Raw genomic sequence first — 21,160 nt, 5'->3', positions numbered from 1 at the left:
GGGAACGGACCGCTAGCTGGCGACCAGGGGGACCGCGCCGGTCAACAGGGCCACGCCCAACACCAGCAGGCAGATCAGCACCGCCCACTTCAGGGCGAACCGCTGGGCGTCGGCGACGTCCACGCCCAGCAGGCCGCACGCCAGGTAGATCGGGGCCAGCAGCGGGCTGAGCGCATGGACCGGCTGTCCGATCAGCGAGGCGCGGGCGATGGCCTCGGGCGCGATGCCGTAATGGGCGGCGGTCTGGGCGATCACGGGCACCACGCCGAAATAGTAGGCGTCGTTCGACATCACGAAGGTCAGCGGCATGCTGGCCAGGGCGGTGATCGGCGCCAGGAACGGTCCGATGTTCGGCGGGATGACCGACAGGGCGGCGGTGGCCATGGCGTCGGCCATGCCCGTGCCGTTCAGGATGCCGGTGAACGCGCCGGCCGAGAAGATCAGCACCACCACGTTGACGACGTTGTCGGCGTGGGCGGCGATCCGCGCCTTCTGCTCGCGCAGGTTCGGATAGTTGATCGTCACGGCGACGGCGAACGCGCCCATCATCAGGACCGGCAGCGGCGCCAGGCTCAGGATCATGCCCAGCAACAGGCCCACGGTGAGGACGAGGTTGAGCCAGAACAGCCGGGGGCGGCGGAGGGCTTCGGCCTCCTTGTCGGCGGGCGTGTCGAGCGCGACGACGAGCGGCTCGGCGGTCGCCGCGCCGGGCGTCGCTCCGGCCAGCCGCCGGCGCTCGGAACGGCCGAACAGCCAGGCCAGGCCGTAGACGCCGGCGAGCCCGGCGATCATCGCCGGCAACAGGGGCAGGAAGACCTGGGTCAGGTCGGCGTGAACGGCGCTGGCCGCCCGCGCCGACGGTCCGCCCCACGGCACGAAGTTCATCAGCGAATTGGTCGAGCCCAGCAGGGTGGCCAGGATCAGCGGGTTCATCCCGACCTTGCGGTAGACGGGCAGCATGGCCGTGATGACGATCAGCGCCGTCGTCGTGCCGTCGCCGTCCAGCGAGACCACGGTCGCCAGCAGGGCGGTGCCCAGGGCGATGCGCACGGGGTCCTCGCCGACGGTGGCCAGCACCTTCCTCACCAGCGGATCGAACAGGCCCGCGTCCATCATGATCGCGAAGTAGAGCACGGCGAAGGCCAGCATCAGCGCGGTGGGGGCCACCTGCAGGACGCCCTTGATCATCATCGGGCCCAGCCCCGCGCCGGCGCCGGAGATCAGGCCGAACAGGATCGGCACCAGCAGCAGGGCGGCGATCGCCGACATGCGCTTGGTCATGATCAGCGTCATGAAGGTCACGACCATGGCTAGGCCGAGGAAGGCCGGGTTCAGCAGGATGTCAGGCGTCACGTGCAGGTCTCCGTCGGCGATCGGCCGGGGGCGGATGGTTGAATGAGGGGGACGCGCGGCGCCGGATGATTGTATCGCTCCGGGGGATCGCTCACCGTGGGGCGACTGGAAGATTCTCGGAGCATGCGATGGCGGGAGCGAAGATGACGGACGGCGCCGAGGCTTTGGCCGATCCCCAGAACACCGAGCCGGCCACGCATACGGTGCTGACGCGGCTGCGCGAGATGATCGTCACCGGCGAGATCGCGCCCGGCACGCGCCTGCGCGCCGAGGCCCTGGCGACCCAGCTGGACGTCTCGCGCACGCCGGTGCGCAGCGCCCTGGCCGTGCTCTCGGCCGAGGGGCTGGTGCTGTACAACATGAACCGCGGCTACACCGTCCGCGCCGTGACCCTGGGCGACATCTACGACTCGATCGAGGTGCGCGCGCGGATCGAGGGCCTGGCCTGCCGGCTGTCGATCGAGCAGGGCTGGGAGGAGGAGGGGCTCCAGCCGCTGGACGAGTTGGTGGCGCGCGGCCGCGCCATCGTCGATCGCGGCGAGTGGTCCGAAGCCATCGAATACGAGTGGTACGACTGCAACTGGATCTTCCACCGCCGGATCCACCATGCCGCCAACAACCTGGTGCTGCGCCACGCCATGCGGATGACGATCCTCTATCCGGTGTTCGGCGACGCGGTGCGGGTGTCGCCCACGGTCGCGGCCCACGTGCCGCCCCGCGCACGCCAGATCGCGGCGACCGTTCCGCCGCACATCGTCCAGTCGCAAGCCGATCACGAGAACCTGCTGGCGGCGATCCGAGCGGGGGACGGCGAGGGGGCCGAGCGCCTCATGATCGAACACGTCCTCCGCACCAAGGCGCGCATCCTGGCGATCGCTACCCTTCGCTAGGGAACCTGCCGCCCGCATCCGCTGTCGTCAAGGATCACATTCAAACAGACATAAAATTGGATGCAATATGTTGACCGACAGCATCCAGGCTGTCTATCGTCCCGGCATCCCCGCTGAGACGGGGTTCAATAATGACCCCAGGGGAGGGCGATATGGTCTCGATGAGGCGCAAGGTGCTGGCGTGCGGCGTCGCCGCGACGGCTCTGATGTCCGCCGGTCACGCGCTGGCCCAGGCCGCGTCGGCCGATAACGCGATGCTCGACGAGGTGGTCGTCACCGCCCAGCGCCGCAGCGAACGCCTGCAGGACGTGCCGGTGACCGTCACCGCCTTCGGCGCCGAGCAGGTGAAGGAAGCCCGCATCCGCGAGATCGACGACGTCTCCAGCCGCACGCCGGGCCTGGAGTTCGACGCCTTCCCGGCCTCGCAGCCGCGCATCGCCATCCGGGGCATCGGGTCGACCGACCGCGGGGCCGCGGGCGACCCGAGCTCGGCCGTCTTCCTCGACGAGATTTATCTGGGCCGCCCGGCCATGGTCGCCTTCGACGCCTTCGACGTCGAGCGGATCGAGGTGCTGAAGGGACCCCAGGGCACGCTGTACGGCCGCAACGTGGTCGGAGGCGCGGTCAATGTCGTGTCCAAGCGTCCGAGCCTGACCGGCTTCGACACAGGCGTCGAGGCGACGGTCGGCAACTACGACCGGTTCGAGGGCGCGGGCTTCGTCAACGCGCCGTTCGCCGACGGCAAGGCCGCCGTGCGCGCCAGCGCCGCCTGGCGCAAGCATGACGGCTATGTCGACAACACCTTCACCGGCGGTTCGCTGGAGGACCAGGACACCCTGAGCGGTCGGTTCCAGGTGGCGGCCGAGCTGAGCCCGACCTTCCGTGTCCAGGCAGGCGTCGACGGCACGCGCGACCGTGGGACCGGCCCGGGACAGCACGTGCTCGACCTCGACACCAGCAGTCCTTACTCGGCCTTCTGGACGGTGGATCGTGATCGCGATCATTCGGCGGGCTCGATCGACGGCCACCAGGACCGCGACACCTGGGGCCTGCGCTTCCAGGCCGACTGGGACCTGTCGTTCGCGACCCTGACCTATCTGGGCTCGTACCGTGACCTCGACTACGACACCTATTACGACTTCGACGGCGGCAACCCGACGACCAACTTCATCGGCATCGAGGGCGGCAACGCCGAGACGAGCGACGCCTCCAGCCACGAACTGCGGCTCTCCTCGTTGCCCGACAGCCCGGTCCATTGGGTGGTCGGCCTCTACAACTTCAACAGCGACACGCACCGGACCGACACCCTGGTGCTGGACATCGGCGGGGCAGGGACCGAGGTCTTCACCCAGGACGCCCAGCTGAAGAGCTACGCGGTCTATGGCGACGTCACCGTGCCGCTGGGCGAGCGCTTCGCGGTGATCGGCGGCCTGCGCTACTCCAAGGACAAGAAGGACTACCGCGTCGATGACCTGGCCGGGGACTCGCTGTTCCGCGCCGAGGAGCCGTTCGACGTCTCGTCCTCGGCCTCGTTCGACGCGGTGACCTGGCGGACCGGCGTCAACTTCCAGCCGAACAAGGACAACCTGTTCTACGCGATGATCTCGACCGGCTTCAAAAGCGGCGGTTTCCAGGATCTGCCGGCGACGGCGGAGGAGGCCGGCGACGCGTTCGACCCCGAGCACGCCACCCAGTACGAGCTCGGCCAGAAGAGCACCTTCCTGGGCGGCGCGCTGGTCTGGAACAACACCCTCTACTGGATGGACTACAGCGACCTGCAGACCCGTCGGACCGTGCCCAGCGGCGCCGTGGTCACCGACAACGCCGGCGCGGCCACCATCAAGGGCTACGAGACCTATCTCAGCTGGCGGCCGTTCCATGGGGCCAAGCTGGTGGCGTCCTACGGCTACACCGACGCCAAGTTCGACGAGTACGAGGCCGAACCGGGCGTCAGCTACGCCGGCAACCAGATCGCCCGCGTGCCCAAGCACAAGGTGGTGCTGTCGCCCTCGTACGACTGGTCGTTGGCGGGCGGCGGCGCGGTGCGCTTCGCGATCGACTACCGCTACGAAAGCAGCATCTGGGACGACAATTCCAACGAGGGGCCCGAGCGGCGGTCGCCCACCAACTTCTACGACGGCCGCATCGTCTACACCGAGCCGCACGACCGCTGGTCGCTGTCCCTGTGGGGCAAGAACCTGAGCAACGAGGTCACGCGGACCTTCCAGGGCTCGTTCCTGGGCGCGAACTTCGGCGCCTACGCCCCGCCGCGCACCTTCGGCGTGACCTTCAACTGGACCCGCTGACCATGACCTCGAGCGGACCGGGCGCGCGCTATCGGCGCGGCCTCGGTCCTTCCCTGGCCCCGGGGTGCTGATGCAGCCCGGGGTCCTTCTTCGCGCCATGTTCGACGCCGCCGTCGACGCCGCCTCGCCGGCGTCGCGGCTGCCGCCTTTCCTGCCGGATCCGCCGCGCGGGCGGACGATCGTGGTCGGGGCGGGCAAGGCCGCGGCGGCGATGGCGCGGGCCGTCGAGACGCACTGGCCCGGGCCGCTCTCGGGGCTGGTCGTCACCCGTTACGGGCATGCGGTCCCCTGCGAGCGCATCGAGGTCGTGGAGGCCGCCCATCCGGTGTCGGACGCGGCCGGGGCGCGGGCGGCCCAGGCGATCCTGGAGCGGGTGAGGGGACTCACCGAGGACGACCTGGTGCTCTGCCTGCTGTCCGGGGGCGGCTCGGCGCTGCTCGCGGCGCCGGGCGAGGGGATCACGCTGGCCGACAAGCAGGCGGTCACCCGCGCGCTGCTGAAGTCCGGCGCGCCGATCGGCGAGATCAACTGCGTGCGCAAGCACCTCTCGGCCATCAAGGGCGGGCGACTGGCGCTGGCGGCCACGCCGGCCAAGGTAGTGACCCTGGTCATCTCCGACGCGCCAGGCGACGACCCGGCGGTGATCGCCTCAGGCCCGACCCTGGGCGATACGACCACCTCGGCCGACGCCCTGGCGATCCTCGAGCGCCGGCTGGACGTCGTGCCGGACGCGGTCCGCGCCTGGCTGCTGGACCCGCGCAGCGAGACGCCCGGACCGGAGGACGTCCCCGCCGACGTCCGCATGATCGCCACCCCCGCCAGGTCGCTGGAGGCCGCCGCCGCCATCGCGCGCGACCACGGCTACACGCCGGTGGTCCTGGGCGACCGGATCGAGGGCGAGGCGCGGGAGATCGCGGGCGAGCACGCCGATCTGGTCCATTGCCTGATGGCCCTGACCCGGCGCCGGCGCGGCCGCTGGGCGGTCCTGTCGGGCGGCGAGACCACGGTGACCGTGCGCGGCGGCGGCCGCGGCGGGCGCAACGCCGAATTTCTGCTGGCCCTGGCGGTGGCTCTGGACGGCCTGCCCGGCATCCATGCCCTGGCGGCCGACACCGACGGCATCGACGGCTCCGAGGACAACGCCGGCGCCGTGCTCGAGCCCGAGACGCCGGAGCTGGCCCGGCGGCTGGGCCTCAGCGCGCGCGACCGGCTGGACGACAATGACGGCTATGGCTTCTTCCAGGCGGTCGGGGGACTTGTCGTCACCGGCCCGACCCTGACAAACGTCAACGACTTCCGGGCGATCCTGATCGATGCGTCCGCTGTTTCCCGAGAGTTCCGATGAGCGCCAACCGCACCTACCGCATCGCAGTCATCCCCGGCGACGGGATCGGCAAGGAGGTCGTGCCCGAGGGGCTGCGCGTGCTGGACGCCGTGTCGGCGAAGTTCGGCTGCCGGTTCGAGTACGACCATTTCGACTTCGCCTCATGCGACTACTATCTCCAGCACGGCCAGATGATGCCGGAGGACTGGAAGCAGAAGATCGGCGGCCATGACGCCATCTTCTTCGGCGCGGTCGGCTGGCCCGAGACGGTGCCGGACCACGTGTCGCTGTGGGGCTCGCTGATCCAGTTCCGGCGCGAGTTCGACCAGTACGTGAACCTGCGTCCCGTCAAGCTGATGCCCGGCGTGCCGAGCCCCCTGGCCGGACGCGGACCGGGCGATATCGACTTCTACGTCGTGCGCGAGAACACCGAGGGCGAATACTCCTCGATCGGCGGGAAGATCTTCCCCGGCACCGAGCGCGAGGTGGTCATGCAGGAGACGGTGATGACCCGCGTCGGCGTCGATCGGGTTCTGAAGTACGCCTTCGACCTGGCCCAACGGCGCGAGAAGAAACACCTGACCTCGGCGACCAAGTCCAACGGCATCTCGATCACCATGCCCTACTGGGACGAGCGAGTCGAAGCGATGGCGGCGAACTATCCGGACGTGCGCTGGGACAAGTACCACATCGACATCCTCACCGCGCATTTCGTGCAGCACCCGGACTGGTTCGACGTGGTGGTGGCGTCCAACCTGTTCGGCGACATCCTGTCGGACCTGGGCCCCGCCTGCACCGGCACCATCGGCATCGCTCCGGCGGCCAACATAAACCCGGAACGGAAGTTCCCCTCGTTGTTCGAGCCGGTGCACGGCTCGGCGCCGGACATCGCCGGGCAGTGGGTGGCCAATCCCGTGGGGCAGGTCTGGGCGGCCGCGCTGATGCTCGATCACCTCGGCGAGCGCGAGGCGGCGGGAGCCGTGCTGGCGGCTATAGAGGCGGTGCTGGCCAGGCAGGAGCTGCGCACCCGCGACCTCGGCGGCCCGCTGGGCACGGTGGCCTGCGGCGAGGCGATCGCGGCGGCGATCTGATCTTCCGAAAGGAAAAAGCCGCACGATCAGCGCGTGCGGCTTGGATCCTCGGTCTGGGGCGGGCTAGCGCGTCCGCCCGTCCGCCACCACGCATTCCGGCGGCGGATCGTCTCCATCCAGGACGGCGACGACGGACCGCGCCGCGACCATGTTCGTGCGGTCCAGACCTTCCCGGGACGAAGCCGCCGCGTGCGGCGTACCGACCACGTTGGGCAGGGCCAGGAGCGCGTCGGTGACCGGCTTCAAGGCCGGGTCGCTCTCGCTCATGAAGGTGTCCAGGCCCGCACCGCCCAGCCGGCCGCTCTTCAGCGCCTCCAGCAGCGCCGCGTCGTCGACAAGTCCGCCGCGCGCGGTGTTGATCAGGATCGCCCCGGGCTTCATGGCCGCCAAAGCCTCGGCGTCGATCAGTAGGCGCGTCTCGGGCGTCAGCGGGGCGTGCAGGGTGACGACGTCCGATCTGGCCAGCAGCGTCGGCATGTCCACGTAGGTGACGTCGTTGGCGTCGGCCCAGGCCTCGTCGCGGCGGCTGCTGGCGACCAGCACCTTGGCCTCGAAACCGCGCAGGCGCTGGACGACGCTGCGGCCGATGCGACCGACGCCGACGACGCCGACGGTCTTCCGATAGAGGTCCGAGCCCATCAGGATCGACCAGTTCCCCGCCAGCATGTTGGCCTGCGACTCCCGGAAGCGACGACCAACGGCGAGCATCAGGGCGATGGCGTGGTCGGCCACCGAGGCGTCGTTGCCGCCGGCCGCGATGGCCACGACCTTGCCGAGGTCACGAGCGGCCTCGAGGTCGACGCGCTCATAGCCGACGCCCCGGCGCGAGACGACCTTCAAGGCGGGCAGGGCGGCCATCAGGTCGCGGGTCACGCGCGCGTGGCCGACGATCCAGCCCGCCGCGCCGGCGAGCAAGGCCTCCAGCTCGGCCTGGGTGAAGTCGCCGTCGCCCTTGCCCGGCGGCAGGTCGGCGACAGCGACTTCGCAGCCTTGGGCCTCCAGATAGACGATTGTCGCATCGTCGAAGAAGCGCTGGGTGACGACCACCCGTCGGGAGCTCGTCATGCCGCGTAGCCGGGGCTCACGCGGTCCAGCTTGCGCAGCAGGGCCGGCCAGACCAGCAGATCGGCCACGAAGCCCAGGCCCTGGCTCTGCTGCTCGACGACGGCCTGGACCGGATCGGCGGGCAKACGGACCGTTCCGCTTTGGGCCGCCACCTGCATCGCGCAGGCCCGCTCCAGGAAGTACATCTGGGTGAAGGCCTCGGCGACCGTGCGGCCGACCGTCAGCGTGCCGTGGTTGCGCAGGATCATCACGTTCTTGCCGCCCAGGTCGGCGACCAGGCGCGGGCGCTCGTCGTGGTCCAGCGCCACGCCCTCGAAGTCGTGATAGGCGATGCGACCGTTCAGCAGCATGGCCGTCTGGTTCAGCGGCAGCAGGCCTTCTTCCTGCGACGACACGGCCGTGCCCGCCACCGTGTGCAGGTGGATGACGCAGCCGGCGTCTTCGCGCGCCTCGTGCACCGCCGAGTGGATCGTGAAGCCGGCCGGATTGACCATCGCGGTGTTCGGCCCGATCGCCCGGCCGTCCAGCCCCACCTTCACCAGCGAACTGGCGGTGATCTCCTCGAACATCCAGCCATATGGATTGATCAGGAAGTGGTGCTCCGGTCCCGGGATGCGCGCCGAGATGTGGGTGAAGACCAGGTCGTCCCAGCCGAACAGCGCGACCAGCCGGTAGGCGGCGGCCAGGTCGACCCGCAGGCGGGCTTCGACGTCGGCGGGGGTCTCGATGGCCAGGGCGCTCACGCGGCCGGCTCCGCGTCGAGTTCGACGTCCAGCAGGCGTACGTACTGCTGCCCCGCATGCATGTCGCGCTCGACCATGCCGCCCTGCGACGCGGCGCGCGGGTAGGAGATCTTCACGACGTGCAGGCTAGGTACGGCGAACCGCTTCACCAGCGCCGGGTCGGCGCCGTAGAGGCGCGCGAACAGGTCAGGCCCGAGAGCGGCGCTGTCGTTGTAGCGCTGGAAGTTCGCCTCGCCGTCGAAGAACAGGTCGACCGTGACCCAGAAGGGGCCGGCGTTCTTGGACCGCACATGGCGGCAGACGTCCTTGACCGTGGTCATCACGCGGCCTCCTCGTTGCGAAGGTCGATCCAGACGGTGCGGACCAGCTCCAGCGGATCGTCGACTTCGACCACGTGGTTGAGCTTGAATTCGAAGACCGCGCCACGATCGATGTCCGCTGGGCTGAAGGCGAAGCCGTAGCTGGGCAGCTCACGGTCCATGAACAGCGGATAGTGGAAGAAGTACGGGTTGCAGGCCTTGGCGATCTGCGAGGCCATCTCCTGGGTGTCGGCGGTGGCCACGAACAGCACCCCCACCTCGCGCGGCGGCGGCGTGCCCTTCGGCGGCTTGTCGCCCGAGATCGCGTTCCAGCCGTAGAGGCGCAGCGAGATGTGGAAGTCCCCGGCCGCCGCGCCGATGGTGGCGTGCACCCGCTGGTTCAGCGCCTCCAGCAGGTTGTCATGGAAGGTGTCGATGTCGGCCAGGACGTCGGGGTCCTGGATGCCGATCAGCATGACGGTCTGGAAACGGCTGGCCGCCGCGCCCTCCAGCTTCAGGGTGTAGGGCTTTGGCTCCCATACCGAGCCGGTGACCTTCACCGACCGCTTGTCGGCCTGGGTGTAGACGGCCTGGGTCACGTCCAGCACGCCGCCCGGCTCGGTCAGGCGGAACGGGTCGCTGTTCTCGTACAGCATGTGGGCCGAGACGCTTTCGGGATCGCACCAGTTGTCGAGGCTGAGCGGTTCGACCTCGAAGCCGTCGGCGCCGATGCTGATCAGCACCCCGGCGCCCTTGTTGCGCACGGCCGTGGCCTGGGCCCCGCACTCGGCGATCTTGGCCGCGTGCCAGGACGGGCCGGACGGCGCGCCGTGCAGCAGGGCGAAGCAGGCGATGACGGCGGTGTCGGTCGTGCGGCCGCCCAGGATGATGTCGGCGCCGCCCCGCAGCGCGGCCATGTAAGGCTCGGGTCCCATGGCGGCGACGATGTGCTCGCAGGAATCGATCGTGGCGTCGTCGAGCGGGCCGAGCGGGGGCAGGGGGCGGATCTTGCCGGCGGCGTTGCGGGCCTTCAGGTCGGCCTTGTCCTGTTCGGAATAGAGCAGGGCGATCTTCGGGCTGACGCCCAGTTCGCCGGCGACCTCCAGCACGATGTCGCGGGTCCAGTCGACGTTGCGGTCGCCGCCCGCCTGGCCGCAGGTGCCGATGATCAGCGGAATGCCCGCCCGCGCGCCCGCCTTCATCAGGATGGTCAGGTCGCGCTTCACCGAGCCGCGGTTGTTCTTCGAGACGCCGAGCGCGAGATAGGCCGCGCCGCTGTCGGTCGAGCCGGCGTCCGTGGCGATGGCGCGCGCGCCCTGGGCGACGCCGTAGGCGACCTCGGCCTCCAGGGCGCCGGCCCCGAGGGAGCCTGTCGGAACCAGTATCTTGATCGGGCCGTCGCGCATGCCAGTCCACCGTCACCAGAGCCCGAAAGCGGGCGTGACACCGGACTACAATGCATGAATGCAATCGGTCAATATTTTGGATGCAAAATGTCATTCCCCGCGCGAGCGCTACCGACACGCCGTGAGGGCGCGCTCAAGGGGAGGCCGAGTCCGGAGAACCGGTGTTTGCTTGGAGCGCTGGCGCGGACCAATGGACGGTTTGACGGCCTATCCGTGTTAGATTTGGTTGTGACGTCGAGGCGGAAAGCTTGAGTGTTTGTCGAATGTCGTGGCGCTATCTCGTCATCAAGTAGTTCGCGTTTATCATGTTTGCTCGCGCGGTGTGTTATCGGTGTGATGAAAGCGATTCTGATATAGTGAAGTTTGTTTCGCGAGGAGACGTCCGATGCCGAACGGACTTATTCTAGTCGCCGACGACGACCCACTGCTTCGCAGTATTCTGGAACACAAGCTCACCAGGGCCGGCTATCGGGTGATCCTGGCCGAGGATGGCGGGGCGGCGCTGGAGCAGGCCCGGGCGCTCCGGCCGGCGGTCCTGGTACTGGACGCCATGATGCCGGTGCTCGATGGCTTCGAGGTGCTGCGCCGCCTCAAGGACGACGACCAGACCCGCGACCTGACGGTGTTCATGCTCACGGCGCTCAAGCGCCAGGACGACGTGGTCAGCGCCCTGCAGCTGGGGGCGGCGGACTATCTGGCCAAGCCGTTCAACCCCGACGAACTGGTCGCGCGCCTGGCGCGGCTGTCGCCGAGCGAGGTCGCTTGATGGTGTGGATGCTGGTCGCGGCCCAGGCGGTGGACCCGACCTACGCCGCGGCGGTGGAAGCCCGCACGGCGGGGCGCACCGAGGAGGCGATCGCGGCGCTCGAGGCGCTGGCCCGCCAGCGGCCGGCCGACGCCGACGTGCAGCTGAACCTCGGCCTGGCCTATATCGCCGCCCATCGGTACGACGCCGCGGACCGGGCGCTGGAGGCGACCTTGCGCCTGGCGCCGGACTATCGCGACGCCCGCCTGGCCTATGCGCGTTCGGCCCTGTTCGCGGGCGATCCGGCCATGGCTCGCAAGCGGTTGGCGCCCCTGTCGTCGACCTTGGCCGGCGATCCCGAGGTCCAGGCCCTGTCGCGCCGGATCGACGGCGCTCCGGCGGCTGCCGGCGCGCCGTTGGCCTGGCGGCTGGACCTGGCCCACGCCCGCAGCGAGCTTTCGAACGGCCTGGGCCACTGGTCGTCGACGATCGCCAGCGTGAGCGTGCGACGCGGCCGCGACACCGGGGTGCTGTCGGTGGACCGGACGGAGCGTTTCGGACGCGAGGACGTCTTCCTCGAAGCCCTGGGCGCGCGGGCCTTCGGTCCGGATCGGGACGCCTGGATCGCCGTGGGCGGGACGCCCGACGCCGACTACCGGCCCGAGTTCAGCGTGCGCGGCGGCGGTTCGGCGCGGATCGACGCCAAGGGCGCATGGACGACCCGGCTGGGAGCGGACGCCAGCTGGGCCCGCTACCAGGTCGGCGACGTGCGCGGCCTGCAGCCCTACGCCGTCCTGGCCTGGAGGGAGCGGGTGAGCCTGACGGCGCGCGCCTTCCTCACGGTGGACGAGCTGGACGATTTCCGCAGCGGCTATGCGGTGCGGGGCGATTGGAGCCCGCGCGGCGACCTGCGGCTCTACCTCGGCTGGGCCGATGCGCCCGAGAGCTCGTCCGGACGCACGGTGACGGTCCGGGCCGCCTCGGCCGGCGCGGCGGTGGACTTCAGTCAGGCGCTGAGCATCCAGCTGGGCTTCACCCACGAGATGCGCGACGCCTACGATCGCGACGAGATGGCGATCGCCCTGACGACGCGGTTCTGATGTCCCCGCTGGCGATCATCTGGATCACGGCCCTGGTCCTCATGGCGCTGGCCCTCGGCTGGATGAGCGGCCTGATCGTCCTGCGCCTGATCACCGAACGTAGAGCAGGGCGCCTGGCCGCCGATCGCCGGGCCGTGGTCGAGGGCTTGTCGGCCCTGCTGCGCGACGTCCCCGACGCGATCGACACGCTACGCCCCTTCGCCCATCGGGCGCGGCTGATGGCGGACGTGCTGGTCGAGTTCCAGGGCCTGATCCGGGGCGCGGATCAGGAGCGCGTCCTCAGCCAGCTGCGCCAGATCGGCCTGGTCGACGTGCTGGTCGCGCGGCTGGAGCGAGGGTCGCGCGCCGGGCGCCTGACGGTGCTCGAAGCCCTGTCCGCCCTCGGCGGGGACGTCGCGCGGCGGGCAATGCGATGCGCCATAGGATCGCCTCGTCCCGAAATCCGCATGGCCGCGGTCAAGGCCCTGGCCGACAACGGCCATCCACCCAGCATCGGCCGGCTGCTGGACTACGCGGTCGGGGGCGAACTGGAGCCGTCCCGCCTCTACGCCGAGCTGCTGCGCCAGGTCGCCGCCGCCKATCCGCCGGCCGCCATGGCCGCCCTCGAGCGCGCCGACCTTTCGCCCCAGCTGCGCGCGCTGACGCTGGACGCCCTGGGGTTCTCCGGCGACTACCAGGTCGTGCCGCTGCTGATCGCCTTCGCGGGCCACGCCCATTTCGAGGCCCGCACCGCGGCGGTGCGGGCCCTGGGTCGGCTGCAGCATCCGGCGGGCGAGGGGGCGATCGGCCGGGCCATGGAGGACGAGAGCTGGACCGTCCGCTCGGCGGCGGCCGAGGCGGCCGGGGCGGCGGGCTTCTCGCGCCTGGCGGCCGGGCTGGACCGCCTGTTGGGCGACGCCGAATGGTGGGTCCGGTTCCGGGCCGGCGAGGCGCTGTTCGCCCTGGGGGTGGAGGGGAAGGCGGTCCTGCGCCTGGCGGCGGGAAGCGAGCGTCCGCTGGCCCACCGCGCGGCCGAGCTGGCCCTGGCCGAGGGGGACGCGACATGAACGGCCTGGCGCACGAGGCGGCCCACTGGCTGGTCGGCGTCGCCGAGTCCATCGCGGTGGCCGTCATCGTCACGGGCCTGCTGCAGAACGCGCTCTATCTGTGGCAGCTGCTGCTGGCCGCCCGGGCGCTGGCCCAGGACCCGTCGATCGGCGCTCCGGCCGTGCTCTGGCGGCGCTTCGCCGACGCCGCCCCGCCGATCACCCTGATGGCGCCCGCCTACAACGAGGCCCTGACCATCGTCGAGAGCATCCGGTCGCTGCTGGCCCTGCAGTATCCGAACTTCGAGGTGATCGTCGTCAACGACGGCTCCAAGGATGAGACCCTGAAGGTCCTGGTCGAGGCCTTCGAACTGACCCCGACCCACCGCCACTACCCCCTGGCCGCCCCCTGCGCGACGATCCGCGGCCTCTACGCCGGCGCCAAGCAGCCCCGGCTGCTGGTCATCGACAAGGAGAACGGCGGCAAGGCCGATGCGCTCAACGCCGCCCTGAACCTGTCGCGCGCCCCGATCGTCTGCTCGATGGACGCCGACTCCCTGCTCGAGCCGGACGCCCTGCTGCGGGCGGTCCGCCCGTTCGTCGACGATCCCGAACGCACGATCGCGGTCGGCGGCACCATCCGCATCGCCAACGGCTGCAAGATCGCGTTCGGGCGCGTGGTCGAGGTGGGGGCGCCGCGCAACGTCCTGGCGCTGCTGCAGACGGTGGAATACCTGCGCGCGTTCCTGATGGCGCGCCTGGCCTGGAGCCGCATCTCGGCCCTGACGATCATCTCCGGGGCGTTCGGCCTCTTCCGCCGGCAGGCGGTGCTGGACGTCGGCGGCTACAGCCACGGCACCGTCGGCGAGGACATGGAGCTGGTGGTCAAGCTGCACAAGCACTTCCGCCGGCTGGGCAAGCCCTATCGGATCGGCTTCACCCCCGAGCCCGTCTGCTGGACCGAGGCGCCGGAAAGCTGGTCGGTGCTGGCCCGCCAGCGGGCGCGCTGGCACCGCGGCGCGCTGGAGACCTTCTTCCGGCATCGCGACATGATCCTGAACCCGGGCTACGGCCGGATCGGCCTGGTCGGTTTCGGGCACATCCTGCTGGTCGACGTGCTGGGACCGATCATCGAGATCTTCGGCTACGTCCTGATCCCGGCCTTCTGGCTGCTGGGCCTGCTGTCCGCCGACTACCTCTGGGCCATGCTCGCGGTCACCTTCGGGTTCGGCATCGTGATCAGCGTCGGCGCCCTGGCGCTGGAGGAGGCCGAACTCCGCAGGTTCCCCAACGCCAAGAGCCTGCTGATCCTGATGGGCGCGGCCGTCCTGGAGAACTTCGGCTACCGGCAGATCAACAACTTCTGGCGCGTCCGAGGCGCTTGGCAGTTCATCACGGGCGCCCAGGGCTGGGGGACCATGACGCGGAGGGGGTTCAAGACCTCATGACCGCGCCGGGCCAGATTCAGCATCCGATCGCGCCCGCGAGGCGTTGGATGTTCGCGCCCGTCGGTCCGGCCCGGATCGAAGCAGGACTGGCCTGATGCCGGAACTCGAACGCCTCGCCGCGCTGCACGCCCTCCGTATCCTCGATACGGCGCCCGAGCCGGCCTTCGACCAGATCACCGCCCTGGCCGCCCGCCTGTTCGCCGCGCCGATCGCCCTGGTGACGCTGATCGACGACAAGCGTCAGTGGTTCAAGGCGAAGGTCGGGCTCGACATCTGCGAAACGACGCGCGAGGAGGCCTTCTGCACCCACGCTCTGGAGCTTCCGCCCCGGGGCGTCATGGTGGTCGAGAACGCGCTCGAGGATCCGCGCTTCGTCGACAACCCGTTCGTGACGGGCGAGGCGCATATCCGCTTCTACGCCGGCGCCCTGCTGACCGATCGCGACGGCTACAACCTGGGCACCCTGTGCGTCATCGACACGGTTGCGCGCGACCGCCCCGCGCCCGAGGCGTTGGAGGAACTCCAGGCGCTGGCCGGGATGGTGGTCGAGCGTCTGGAGCACATCCGCGATGTGCGGTCCCTGGCCGAGCAGAAGCGGATGCTGACGCTCACCGAGGCGATCTCGGGCGTCGGCCAGTGGCGCTACGACATCCGCACCGGCAGGGTGGAGTGGTCGGACGAGGTCTACCGCATCCATGGGGTCGAGCCCGAGACGTTCGACCCGAACGCTGGCGACCGACTGCAGTTCTACCATCCCGACGACCGCGCCACGGTCACCAGCACCGTCGCCGTGGTCCTGGCGACCCGAGGCGGTTTCGAACATGAGCTGCGGATCGTGCGCCCCGACGGGGCCGTTCGCCAGGTGCTGGTCCGGGCCACCACCGAGCTGGACGATGCGGGCCAGGTGGTGGCGCTGTTCGGGGTGATCCAGGACGTCACCGATCGCCGCGAAGCGCTGGAGAGCGTCCGGCGGAGCCAGAGCCGCTACAAGCTGCTGGCCGACAACATGGCCGACGTGGTCACCCGCATCGGGTTGGACGGCAGCAGCAGCTACATCTCGCCGGCCATCAAGGCCCTGCTGGACTACACGCCCCTCGAAATGGCGGGACGGTCCGCCGACAGCTTCGTCTACGAACCGGACCGGCCGATCATCCTGGACGCCTTCGCCCAGATGGCCGCCGGTCGCGAGGAGATCGCCGTCCAGCACCGCGCCGCGCATCGCGACGGCCATCCGGTATGGGTCGAGACGCGCTTCCGGCTGATCCGTGACGAGGCCGGCCAACCCGCTGAAATGGTGGCCGTGATCCGCGACATCTCCGAACAGAAGTCGCTGGAAGCCCATCTGCAGGCCAGCGAGGCGCGGGCTCGCCGCGTCATCGCCGACGCCCGTCAGGCCATCGTCACCATCGACGAGCATGACCGGGTCACCGATTGGAACCGGCTGGCCGAGACCATCTTCGGCTGGACCGCCGCCGAGGCGCTGGGCGCGACCCTGACCGACCTGATCATCCCGCCCGACCATCGCGCCGCGCATGAAACGGGCATGCATCGCTTCCTCAAGACCCACAAGGGCGTCGTCCTGGACCGGCGCATCGAGATGCCGGCCCGCCGGAAGTCGGGCGAGATCTTCCCCGTGGAGCTGTCGATCAACGCCATCGACGGTCCCGACGGCTGGCAGTTCACCGCGATGATGCAGGACATCACCGAGCGCAAGGCGCAGATGGAGCTGTTCGAGAACGCCTTCCACCACGCCTCGATCGGCATGGCCCTGGTCACGCTCGACGGCCGCTTCAGCAAGGTCAACGACGCGTTCTGCGGGATCGTCGACTATCCCGAGGCGGAGGTGCTGGAGCTGAGGTTCCAGGACATCACCCATCCGGACGACCTCGACCTGGACCTCCGCCACCGGGATCGGCTGCTGGCGGGGGAGATCGTCAGCTACACGATGGACAAGCGCTACATCCGTGGCGACGGCACGCCGGTCTGGGTCAATCTGTCGGTGTCCCTGGTGCGCGAACGCGACGGCCAGCCGCTGCACTTCATCGCCCAGGCGCAGGACCTGACCGCGCGGGTCCAGGCCCAGGAAGCGCTGGAGCAGCAGGCCCAGGTGCTGGCCGCCATGGCGACCCAGCTGGCCGACGCCCGCGACGCGGCCGAGGCGGCCAACAACGCCAAGGCCGAATTCCTGGCCAATATGAGCCACGAGYTGCGCACGCCCCTCAACGGGGTGATCGGCTTCTCGCGCCTCCTGGCCCAGAGCCCCGACCTGTCGGCGGAGGACCGTCGCCGGGTGCTGCTGGTGCGGGGCGCCGGCGAGGCGCTCAACAGCCTGATCAACGACGTGCTGGATTTCTCCAAGCTGGAGGCCCGGGCCGTCGAACTGGAGGCCAGGCCCTTCTCGATCGGCGACATGGTCTCCGAGGCGCTGTCGATGGTCGAGCCCCAGGCGGCGGAAAGGCGGGTGCGGCTCGGGATGACCGGCGACCACGGCGACGTGGTGATCGGCGACAAGTACCGGCTGCGCCAGGTGCTGCTGAACCTGCTGTCCAACGCCGTGAAGTTCACCGAGGACGGCGCGGTCACGGTGGACCTGGAGGTGGTGGAGTTCGGCGAGGCGACGGTCGGGTTGAAGGTGCGGGTCATCGACCAGGGCGTGGGCATTCCGGCCGACAAGATCGGGGTGCTGTTCAAGCGCTTCTCCCAGGCGGACGGGGCCATCACCCGCACGTTCGGGGGCACGGGGCTGGGCCTGGCCATATCGCGCGAGCTGATCGAGCTGATGGGCGGCGACATCGGGGTCGAGAGCACGCCGGGCGAAGGCTCGACCTTCTGGTTCGAGGTGGTCCTGCAGCGCGGCATCCTGCCCATCGGCCACGAGAAGGCGGCGGGCGGGCGCGCCATGTTCCCCGGCAAGCGCGTGCTGGTCTGCGACGACGTCGCCCTCAATCGCGAGCTTTGCCAGATCATGGTCGAGCAGCACGGCTGCGGGGTGGACCTGGCCAGCGACGGCGCGGAGGCCGTGGCGGCGGTGCTGGCCCAGCCCTATGACCTGGTCCTGATGGACGTCCACATGCCCACGATGGACGGTCTGGCCGCCACCGCCGCCATCCGGGCCGCCGGCTTCGACCGCCTGCCGATCCTGGCGCTGTCGGCCAGCGGCACGCCGCAACAGATCGAGGCCTGCCTGGCGGCCGGGATGAACGGACACCTGCTCAAGCCGCTGGCCCCGGCCGACCTGGAACGCGCGCTGGTTGGGGCGTTCTCGACGGCGCCGCCGGCCCTCGGCCGGGCCGAACCAGTCGCCAGATCGGGCGCGGATGAAGCCGGGGCGGTCGACGCCGACCGGGAGGCGCAGCTGGCCTTCGAGGAATCGATGGGTCCCGAGGCGACCTTGAAGTTCGTGACCATGCTGCAGGGCCAGTTGGAGGGCCGCTTCGCGTGCTCCTCCCGCGAGGCGCTGATCGCCGAAGCCCACAAGACCGCCGGCTCGGCCGGCCTGCTGGGCCTGCATCGCCTGGGGAACGCGGCCGGTCGACTGGAGGCGTGCGGCGTCGACGGCGACGACTTCGAGGCGGCCCTGGCCGACCTCAAGCAGACCGCGGCCGAGGCGCGCGACGATCTCTCGACCTGGGCTGTCCGACTCGAACGCGAGCTCGTCGAGACCGAAGTCCAGGGCTGAGCGCCCAGGCCAGAAATCCTCGTAACGGATTCAGGACCTCGACCGTCCCCCGACGGCTGTATGGGTTATAAGACAAGCTTCGCGCGGGGTGATCCGCGACGTCTTGAAGGACTCCGCCTTGCTTCGACCTGGTCCGCTCAACCTGCTCACCGACGTGCCGGGGCTCCTGGTCGGCAACGCGACGGACGAGGCCGCGCGCAGCGGCGTCACGGTCATCCGCTTTCCCGGCGGCTGGACAGCGGGTGTGGACGTGCGCGGCGGCGGGCCCGGAACGCGCGAGACCGAGGCCCTGTCCAGCGAGAACGGCTATGCCCGGCTCCACGCGGCGGTGTTCAGCGGCGGCTCGGTGTTCGGCCTGGGCGCGGCCGACGGCGTGACGGCGGCGCTGTCGAACGCAGGCGAGGGCTTCGCCGTGCATCCCGACGCGCCGCGCGCGCCGATCGTCGCCGGCGCGGTGCTCTACGACCTGGGTAACGGCGGCGACAAGGGATGGGGCCTGGATCCGCCTTACCGGCGCCTGGGCCTGGAAGCCTTCGCCGCGGCGGGGCAGGACTTCGCGCTGGGATCGATGGGCGCGGGTCGCGGCGCCCGCGCGGGCCTGGCGAAGGGCGGTCTCGGTTCGGCGTCGCTCGACCTGGGCGACGGGCTGGTGGTCGGGGCCCTGGCGGCCGTCAATCCCGTCGGCTCGGTGTTCATGCCCGACGGCGAGACCTTCTGGGCCTGGCCGTTCGAGATCGACGGCGAGTACGGCGGGCGCACGCCCAGCGGCCCGGCCGGGGCCGTGGAGCCGATGCCGGCGGACTCACGGCTGGCGGGCAAGGGCGCGGCGCTGGGCGCCAACACCACCCTGGCCCTGGTGGCCGTCAACGCCGCCCTCGACGCGGGCGAGTGTAAGCGGCTGGCGATGATGGCCCAGGACGGGCTGTCGCGCGCCATCCGTCCAGCCCACACCCCGTTCGACGGCGACGTCGTGTTCGCCGCCGCCTCGGGCGCGGTCCACCTGGGCGACGAAGGCCGGCAGCACCGGATCGCGCGCCTGGGCTCCGCGGCCGGCGACTGCCTGGCCCGCGCCATCGCGCGCGGGGTCTACGCCGCCAGGACCTAGCGCCGGGCGGCGAGGGCCCGGTCGAGGTCCGGCGTCGCGGCGATCAGTTGCGCCGTATAGGGATGTTTCGGCGCGGCGAAGACCTCGGCGGTCGGGCCGCCTTCGACGATCTCGCCGGCCTTCATGACCAGGACCCGGTCGGTCAGGCCGCGAACCACGCCCATGTCGTGGGTCACGAACAGATAGGCGACGCCCAACTCGTCGGAGAGGCGAGCCAGCAGGTCCAGCACCTCGGCGCGGACGGTGACATCCAGGGCCGAGACCGCCTCGTCCAGGGCGATGACGTCTGGTTCGGCGATCAGGGCGCGGGCGATGGCGATGCGTTGGCGCTGGCCGCCGCTGAACTGGTGCGGATAGCGGTCGGCGGCCTCCGGGGGCAGGCCGACCTTGGCCAGCGCGGACTCGACCCGTCGGCGACGCTCTGCGGGCGCGATCCTCGCCTCCAGCAGGTGCAGCGGCTCGGCGACCAGCCGCTCGACCGTCCAGCGCGGGTCGAGGCTGCCGTTCGGATCCTGGAAGACCAGCTGGATCGCCCGGCGGCGCCGGCGCGGCGCGTTCGGCGTGAACGGCGCGCCCGCCAGCCGGACCTCGCCGCCCTGGACCGGGTCCAGCGCCAGCAGCGCCCGCAGCAGGGTCGACTTGCCGCTTCCGGACTCGCCGACCAGGCCGACGATCTCGCCCGGGCGGATGGCCAGGGAGACGCCCGACAGCACGCGGACCGGCGGGGCGGCCTTCAGGAACCCGCGCCGGCCGGGATAGTCGCGGACGACTTCGCGCGCTTCCAGCACGGGGGCGGCGTTCGGATCGGGCGCGCGGGCGCGGACCGGCGCGCGGGCCGCGTCGGCGGCCAGGGCGCGGGTGTAGGGATGGGCCAGGGCCTGGAAAAGCGCCCCGGTCTCGCCCTGCTCGACGATCTCGCCTTCCTTCATCACCGCCACGTGGTCGGCGGCCTCGGCGACCAGGGCCAGGTCGTGGCTGATCAGGATCAGCGCCACGCCGTCCTCGCGGACCAGGCGGCGCAGCAGGTCCAGGATCTGGGCCTGGGTGGTGACGTCCAGCGCCGTGGTCGGTTCGTCGGCGATCAGCAGGCGCGGGGACAGGACGACGGCGATGGCGATCGCCACGCGCTGGCGCTGGCCGCCCGACAGTTCGTGCGGATAGCGCGCCAGGGGGATGTCGGCCAGGCCTACGCGGTCCAGCGCCTTGCGGGCGGCGGCCCTGGCCTCGGCGCGCGAGGCCTTGCGGTGCACGCGCACGACCTCGGCGACCTGGGCGCCGATGGTCATGACCGGGTTCAGCGCCGTCATGGGTTCCTGGAACACCATGCCGATGCGGTCGCCGCGCAGCCGGGCCAGCTCGGCGTCGGCCAAGCCGACCAGGTTGCGGCCTTCGAAGCGGATCGTCCCTTCGATCCGGGCGCCGCGCGGCGGCAGGCCCAGGATCGAGAGCGCGGTCATCGACTTGCCCGAGCCGGACTCGCCGACCACGCCCAGGACCTGGCCGGCGTCCAGGGTCAGGCTCAGGCCCTTGAGGATCGGCTGGTCGGCGAGGGTGAGCGTGAGGTCCCGGATCTCCAGCATC

The 21,160-nt window shown here is 70.5% G+C and carries 16 protein-coding genes; 10 read left to right on the top strand and 6 right to left on the bottom strand.

Features of this window, described 5'->3' with window-relative positions; genetic code table 11:
- Nucleotides 1-12: 12 nt before the first annotated feature.
- The gene (locus AC1U89_RS05620) at nucleotides 13-1,353 is read right to left on the bottom strand and encodes a CitMHS family transporter (RefSeq protein ID WP_479898750.1); all 1,341 of its coding nucleotides are present in this window, start codon (nucleotides 1,351-1,353) and stop codon (nucleotides 13-15) included.
- A 143-nt stretch (nucleotides 1,354-1,496) separates the two neighbouring features.
- Between AC1U89_RS05620 and AC1U89_RS05615 the strand changes: the two genes are divergently transcribed.
- The 4 genes from AC1U89_RS05615 (at nucleotide 1,497) to AC1U89_RS05600 (ending at nucleotide 6,964) form a co-directional block, all read left to right on the top strand.
- Nucleotides 1,497-2,243 carry a GntR family transcriptional regulator gene (locus AC1U89_RS05615; RefSeq protein ID WP_479898749.1) on the top strand — a complete coding sequence of 249 codons (747 nt, stop codon included), beginning with the start codon at nucleotides 1,497-1,499 and terminating at the stop codon, nucleotides 2,241-2,243.
- 152 nt (nucleotides 2,244-2,395) lie between these two features.
- Nucleotides 2,396-4,549: a TonB-dependent receptor gene (locus tag AC1U89_RS05610; RefSeq protein ID WP_479898748.1), complete on the top strand. Its 2,154-nt coding sequence runs from the start codon at nucleotides 2,396-2,398 to the stop codon at nucleotides 4,547-4,549.
- 70 nt (nucleotides 4,550-4,619) lie between these two features.
- Nucleotides 4,620-5,894 carry a glycerate kinase type-2 family protein gene (locus AC1U89_RS05605; RefSeq protein WP_479898747.1) on the top strand — a complete coding sequence of 425 codons (1,275 nt, stop codon included), beginning with the start codon at nucleotides 4,620-4,622 and terminating at the stop codon, nucleotides 5,892-5,894.
- On the top strand, nucleotides 5,891-6,964 hold the full coding sequence (locus AC1U89_RS05600; protein ID WP_479898746.1) for a tartrate dehydrogenase: 1,074 nt from the start codon (nucleotides 5,891-5,893) through the stop codon (nucleotides 6,962-6,964). Before AC1U89_RS05605 ends, AC1U89_RS05600 begins: the two co-directional genes overlap by 4 nt.
- Before the next feature lie 63 nt (nucleotides 6,965-7,027).
- Here the strand turns inward: AC1U89_RS05600 and AC1U89_RS05595 are convergent, their stop codons facing one another.
- The 4 genes from AC1U89_RS05595 to AC1U89_RS05580 are packed head-to-tail and all read right to left on the bottom strand — an operon-like array spanning nucleotide 7,028 to nucleotide 10,477.
- On the bottom strand, nucleotides 7,028-8,029 hold the full coding sequence (locus AC1U89_RS05595; protein WP_479898745.1) for a phosphoglycerate dehydrogenase: 1,002 nt from the start codon (nucleotides 8,027-8,029) through the stop codon (nucleotides 7,028-7,030).
- Nucleotides 8,026-8,772, bottom strand: coding sequence for a class II aldolase/adducin family protein (locus AC1U89_RS05590; RefSeq protein WP_479898744.1), 747 nt, complete (start codon nucleotides 8,770-8,772; stop codon nucleotides 8,026-8,028). The genes AC1U89_RS05595 and AC1U89_RS05590 overlap by 4 nt, the downstream gene beginning before the upstream one ends.
- Nucleotides 8,769-9,092, bottom strand: a complete 324-nt coding sequence (locus tag AC1U89_RS05585) for a DUF4387 domain-containing protein (RefSeq protein ID WP_479898743.1) — start codon at nucleotides 9,090-9,092, stop codon at nucleotides 8,769-8,771. Before AC1U89_RS05585 ends, AC1U89_RS05590 begins: the two co-directional genes overlap by 4 nt.
- Nucleotides 9,092-10,477 carry an acyclic terpene utilization AtuA family protein gene (locus AC1U89_RS05580; RefSeq protein WP_479898742.1) on the bottom strand — a complete coding sequence of 462 codons (1,386 nt, stop codon included), beginning with the start codon at nucleotides 10,475-10,477 and terminating at the stop codon, nucleotides 9,092-9,094. The genes AC1U89_RS05585 and AC1U89_RS05580 overlap by 1 nt, the downstream gene beginning before the upstream one ends.
- A 385-nt stretch (nucleotides 10,478-10,862) precedes the next feature.
- Here AC1U89_RS05580 and AC1U89_RS05575 point away from each other — a divergent pair, with 385 nt between their 5' ends.
- The 6 genes from AC1U89_RS05575 to AC1U89_RS05550 all read left to right on the top strand — a co-directional run bounded on the left by AC1U89_RS05575 (nucleotide 10,863) and on the right by AC1U89_RS05550 (nucleotide 19,579).
- Nucleotides 10,863-11,243, top strand: coding sequence for a response regulator (locus AC1U89_RS05575; protein ID WP_337684346.1), 381 nt, complete (start codon nucleotides 10,863-10,865; stop codon nucleotides 11,241-11,243).
- Nucleotides 11,243-12,322, top strand: a complete 1,080-nt coding sequence (locus AC1U89_RS05570) for a YaiO family outer membrane beta-barrel protein (protein ID WP_479898741.1) — start codon at nucleotides 11,243-11,245, stop codon at nucleotides 12,320-12,322. Before AC1U89_RS05575 ends, AC1U89_RS05570 begins: the two co-directional genes overlap by 1 nt.
- Entirely contained in the window at nucleotides 12,322-13,368 is a 1,047-nt protein-coding gene (locus AC1U89_RS05565) for a HEAT repeat domain-containing protein (RefSeq protein WP_479898740.1), read from the top strand. The genes AC1U89_RS05570 and AC1U89_RS05565 overlap by 1 nt, the downstream gene beginning before the upstream one ends.
- Nucleotides 13,365-14,795 (top strand): glycosyltransferase family 2 protein, encoded by a 1,431-nt coding sequence (locus AC1U89_RS05560; RefSeq protein WP_479898739.1) that lies wholly within the window; start codon nucleotides 13,365-13,367, stop codon nucleotides 14,793-14,795. Before AC1U89_RS05565 ends, AC1U89_RS05560 begins: the two co-directional genes overlap by 4 nt.
- Nucleotides 14,796-14,889: 94 nt before the next feature.
- Nucleotides 14,890-18,474 carry a PAS domain S-box protein gene (locus AC1U89_RS05555; protein ID WP_479898738.1) on the top strand — a complete coding sequence of 1,195 codons (3,585 nt, stop codon included), beginning with the start codon at nucleotides 14,890-14,892 and terminating at the stop codon, nucleotides 18,472-18,474.
- Between the two features lie 118 nt (nucleotides 18,475-18,592).
- A complete protein-coding gene (locus AC1U89_RS05550) occupies nucleotides 18,593-19,579 on the top strand; it encodes a P1 family peptidase (RefSeq protein WP_479898737.1) in 987 nt (328 codons plus the stop codon).
- On the opposite strand, the gene AC1U89_RS05545 is transcribed toward AC1U89_RS05550, so the two are convergent.
- Nucleotides 19,576-21,159, bottom strand: coding sequence for a dipeptide ABC transporter ATP-binding protein (locus AC1U89_RS05545; RefSeq protein ID WP_479898736.1), 1,584 nt, complete (start codon nucleotides 21,157-21,159; stop codon nucleotides 19,576-19,578). The genes AC1U89_RS05550 and AC1U89_RS05545 overlap by 4 nt on opposite strands.
- Nucleotide 21,160 lies beyond the last annotated feature (1 nt).

The sequence above is a fragment of the Caulobacter sp. 05T431 genome, from assembly GCF_056665975.1.
Note: the sequence above shows the minus strand (reverse complement) of the source record. Positions and strands in the feature narration are given on the sequence as shown.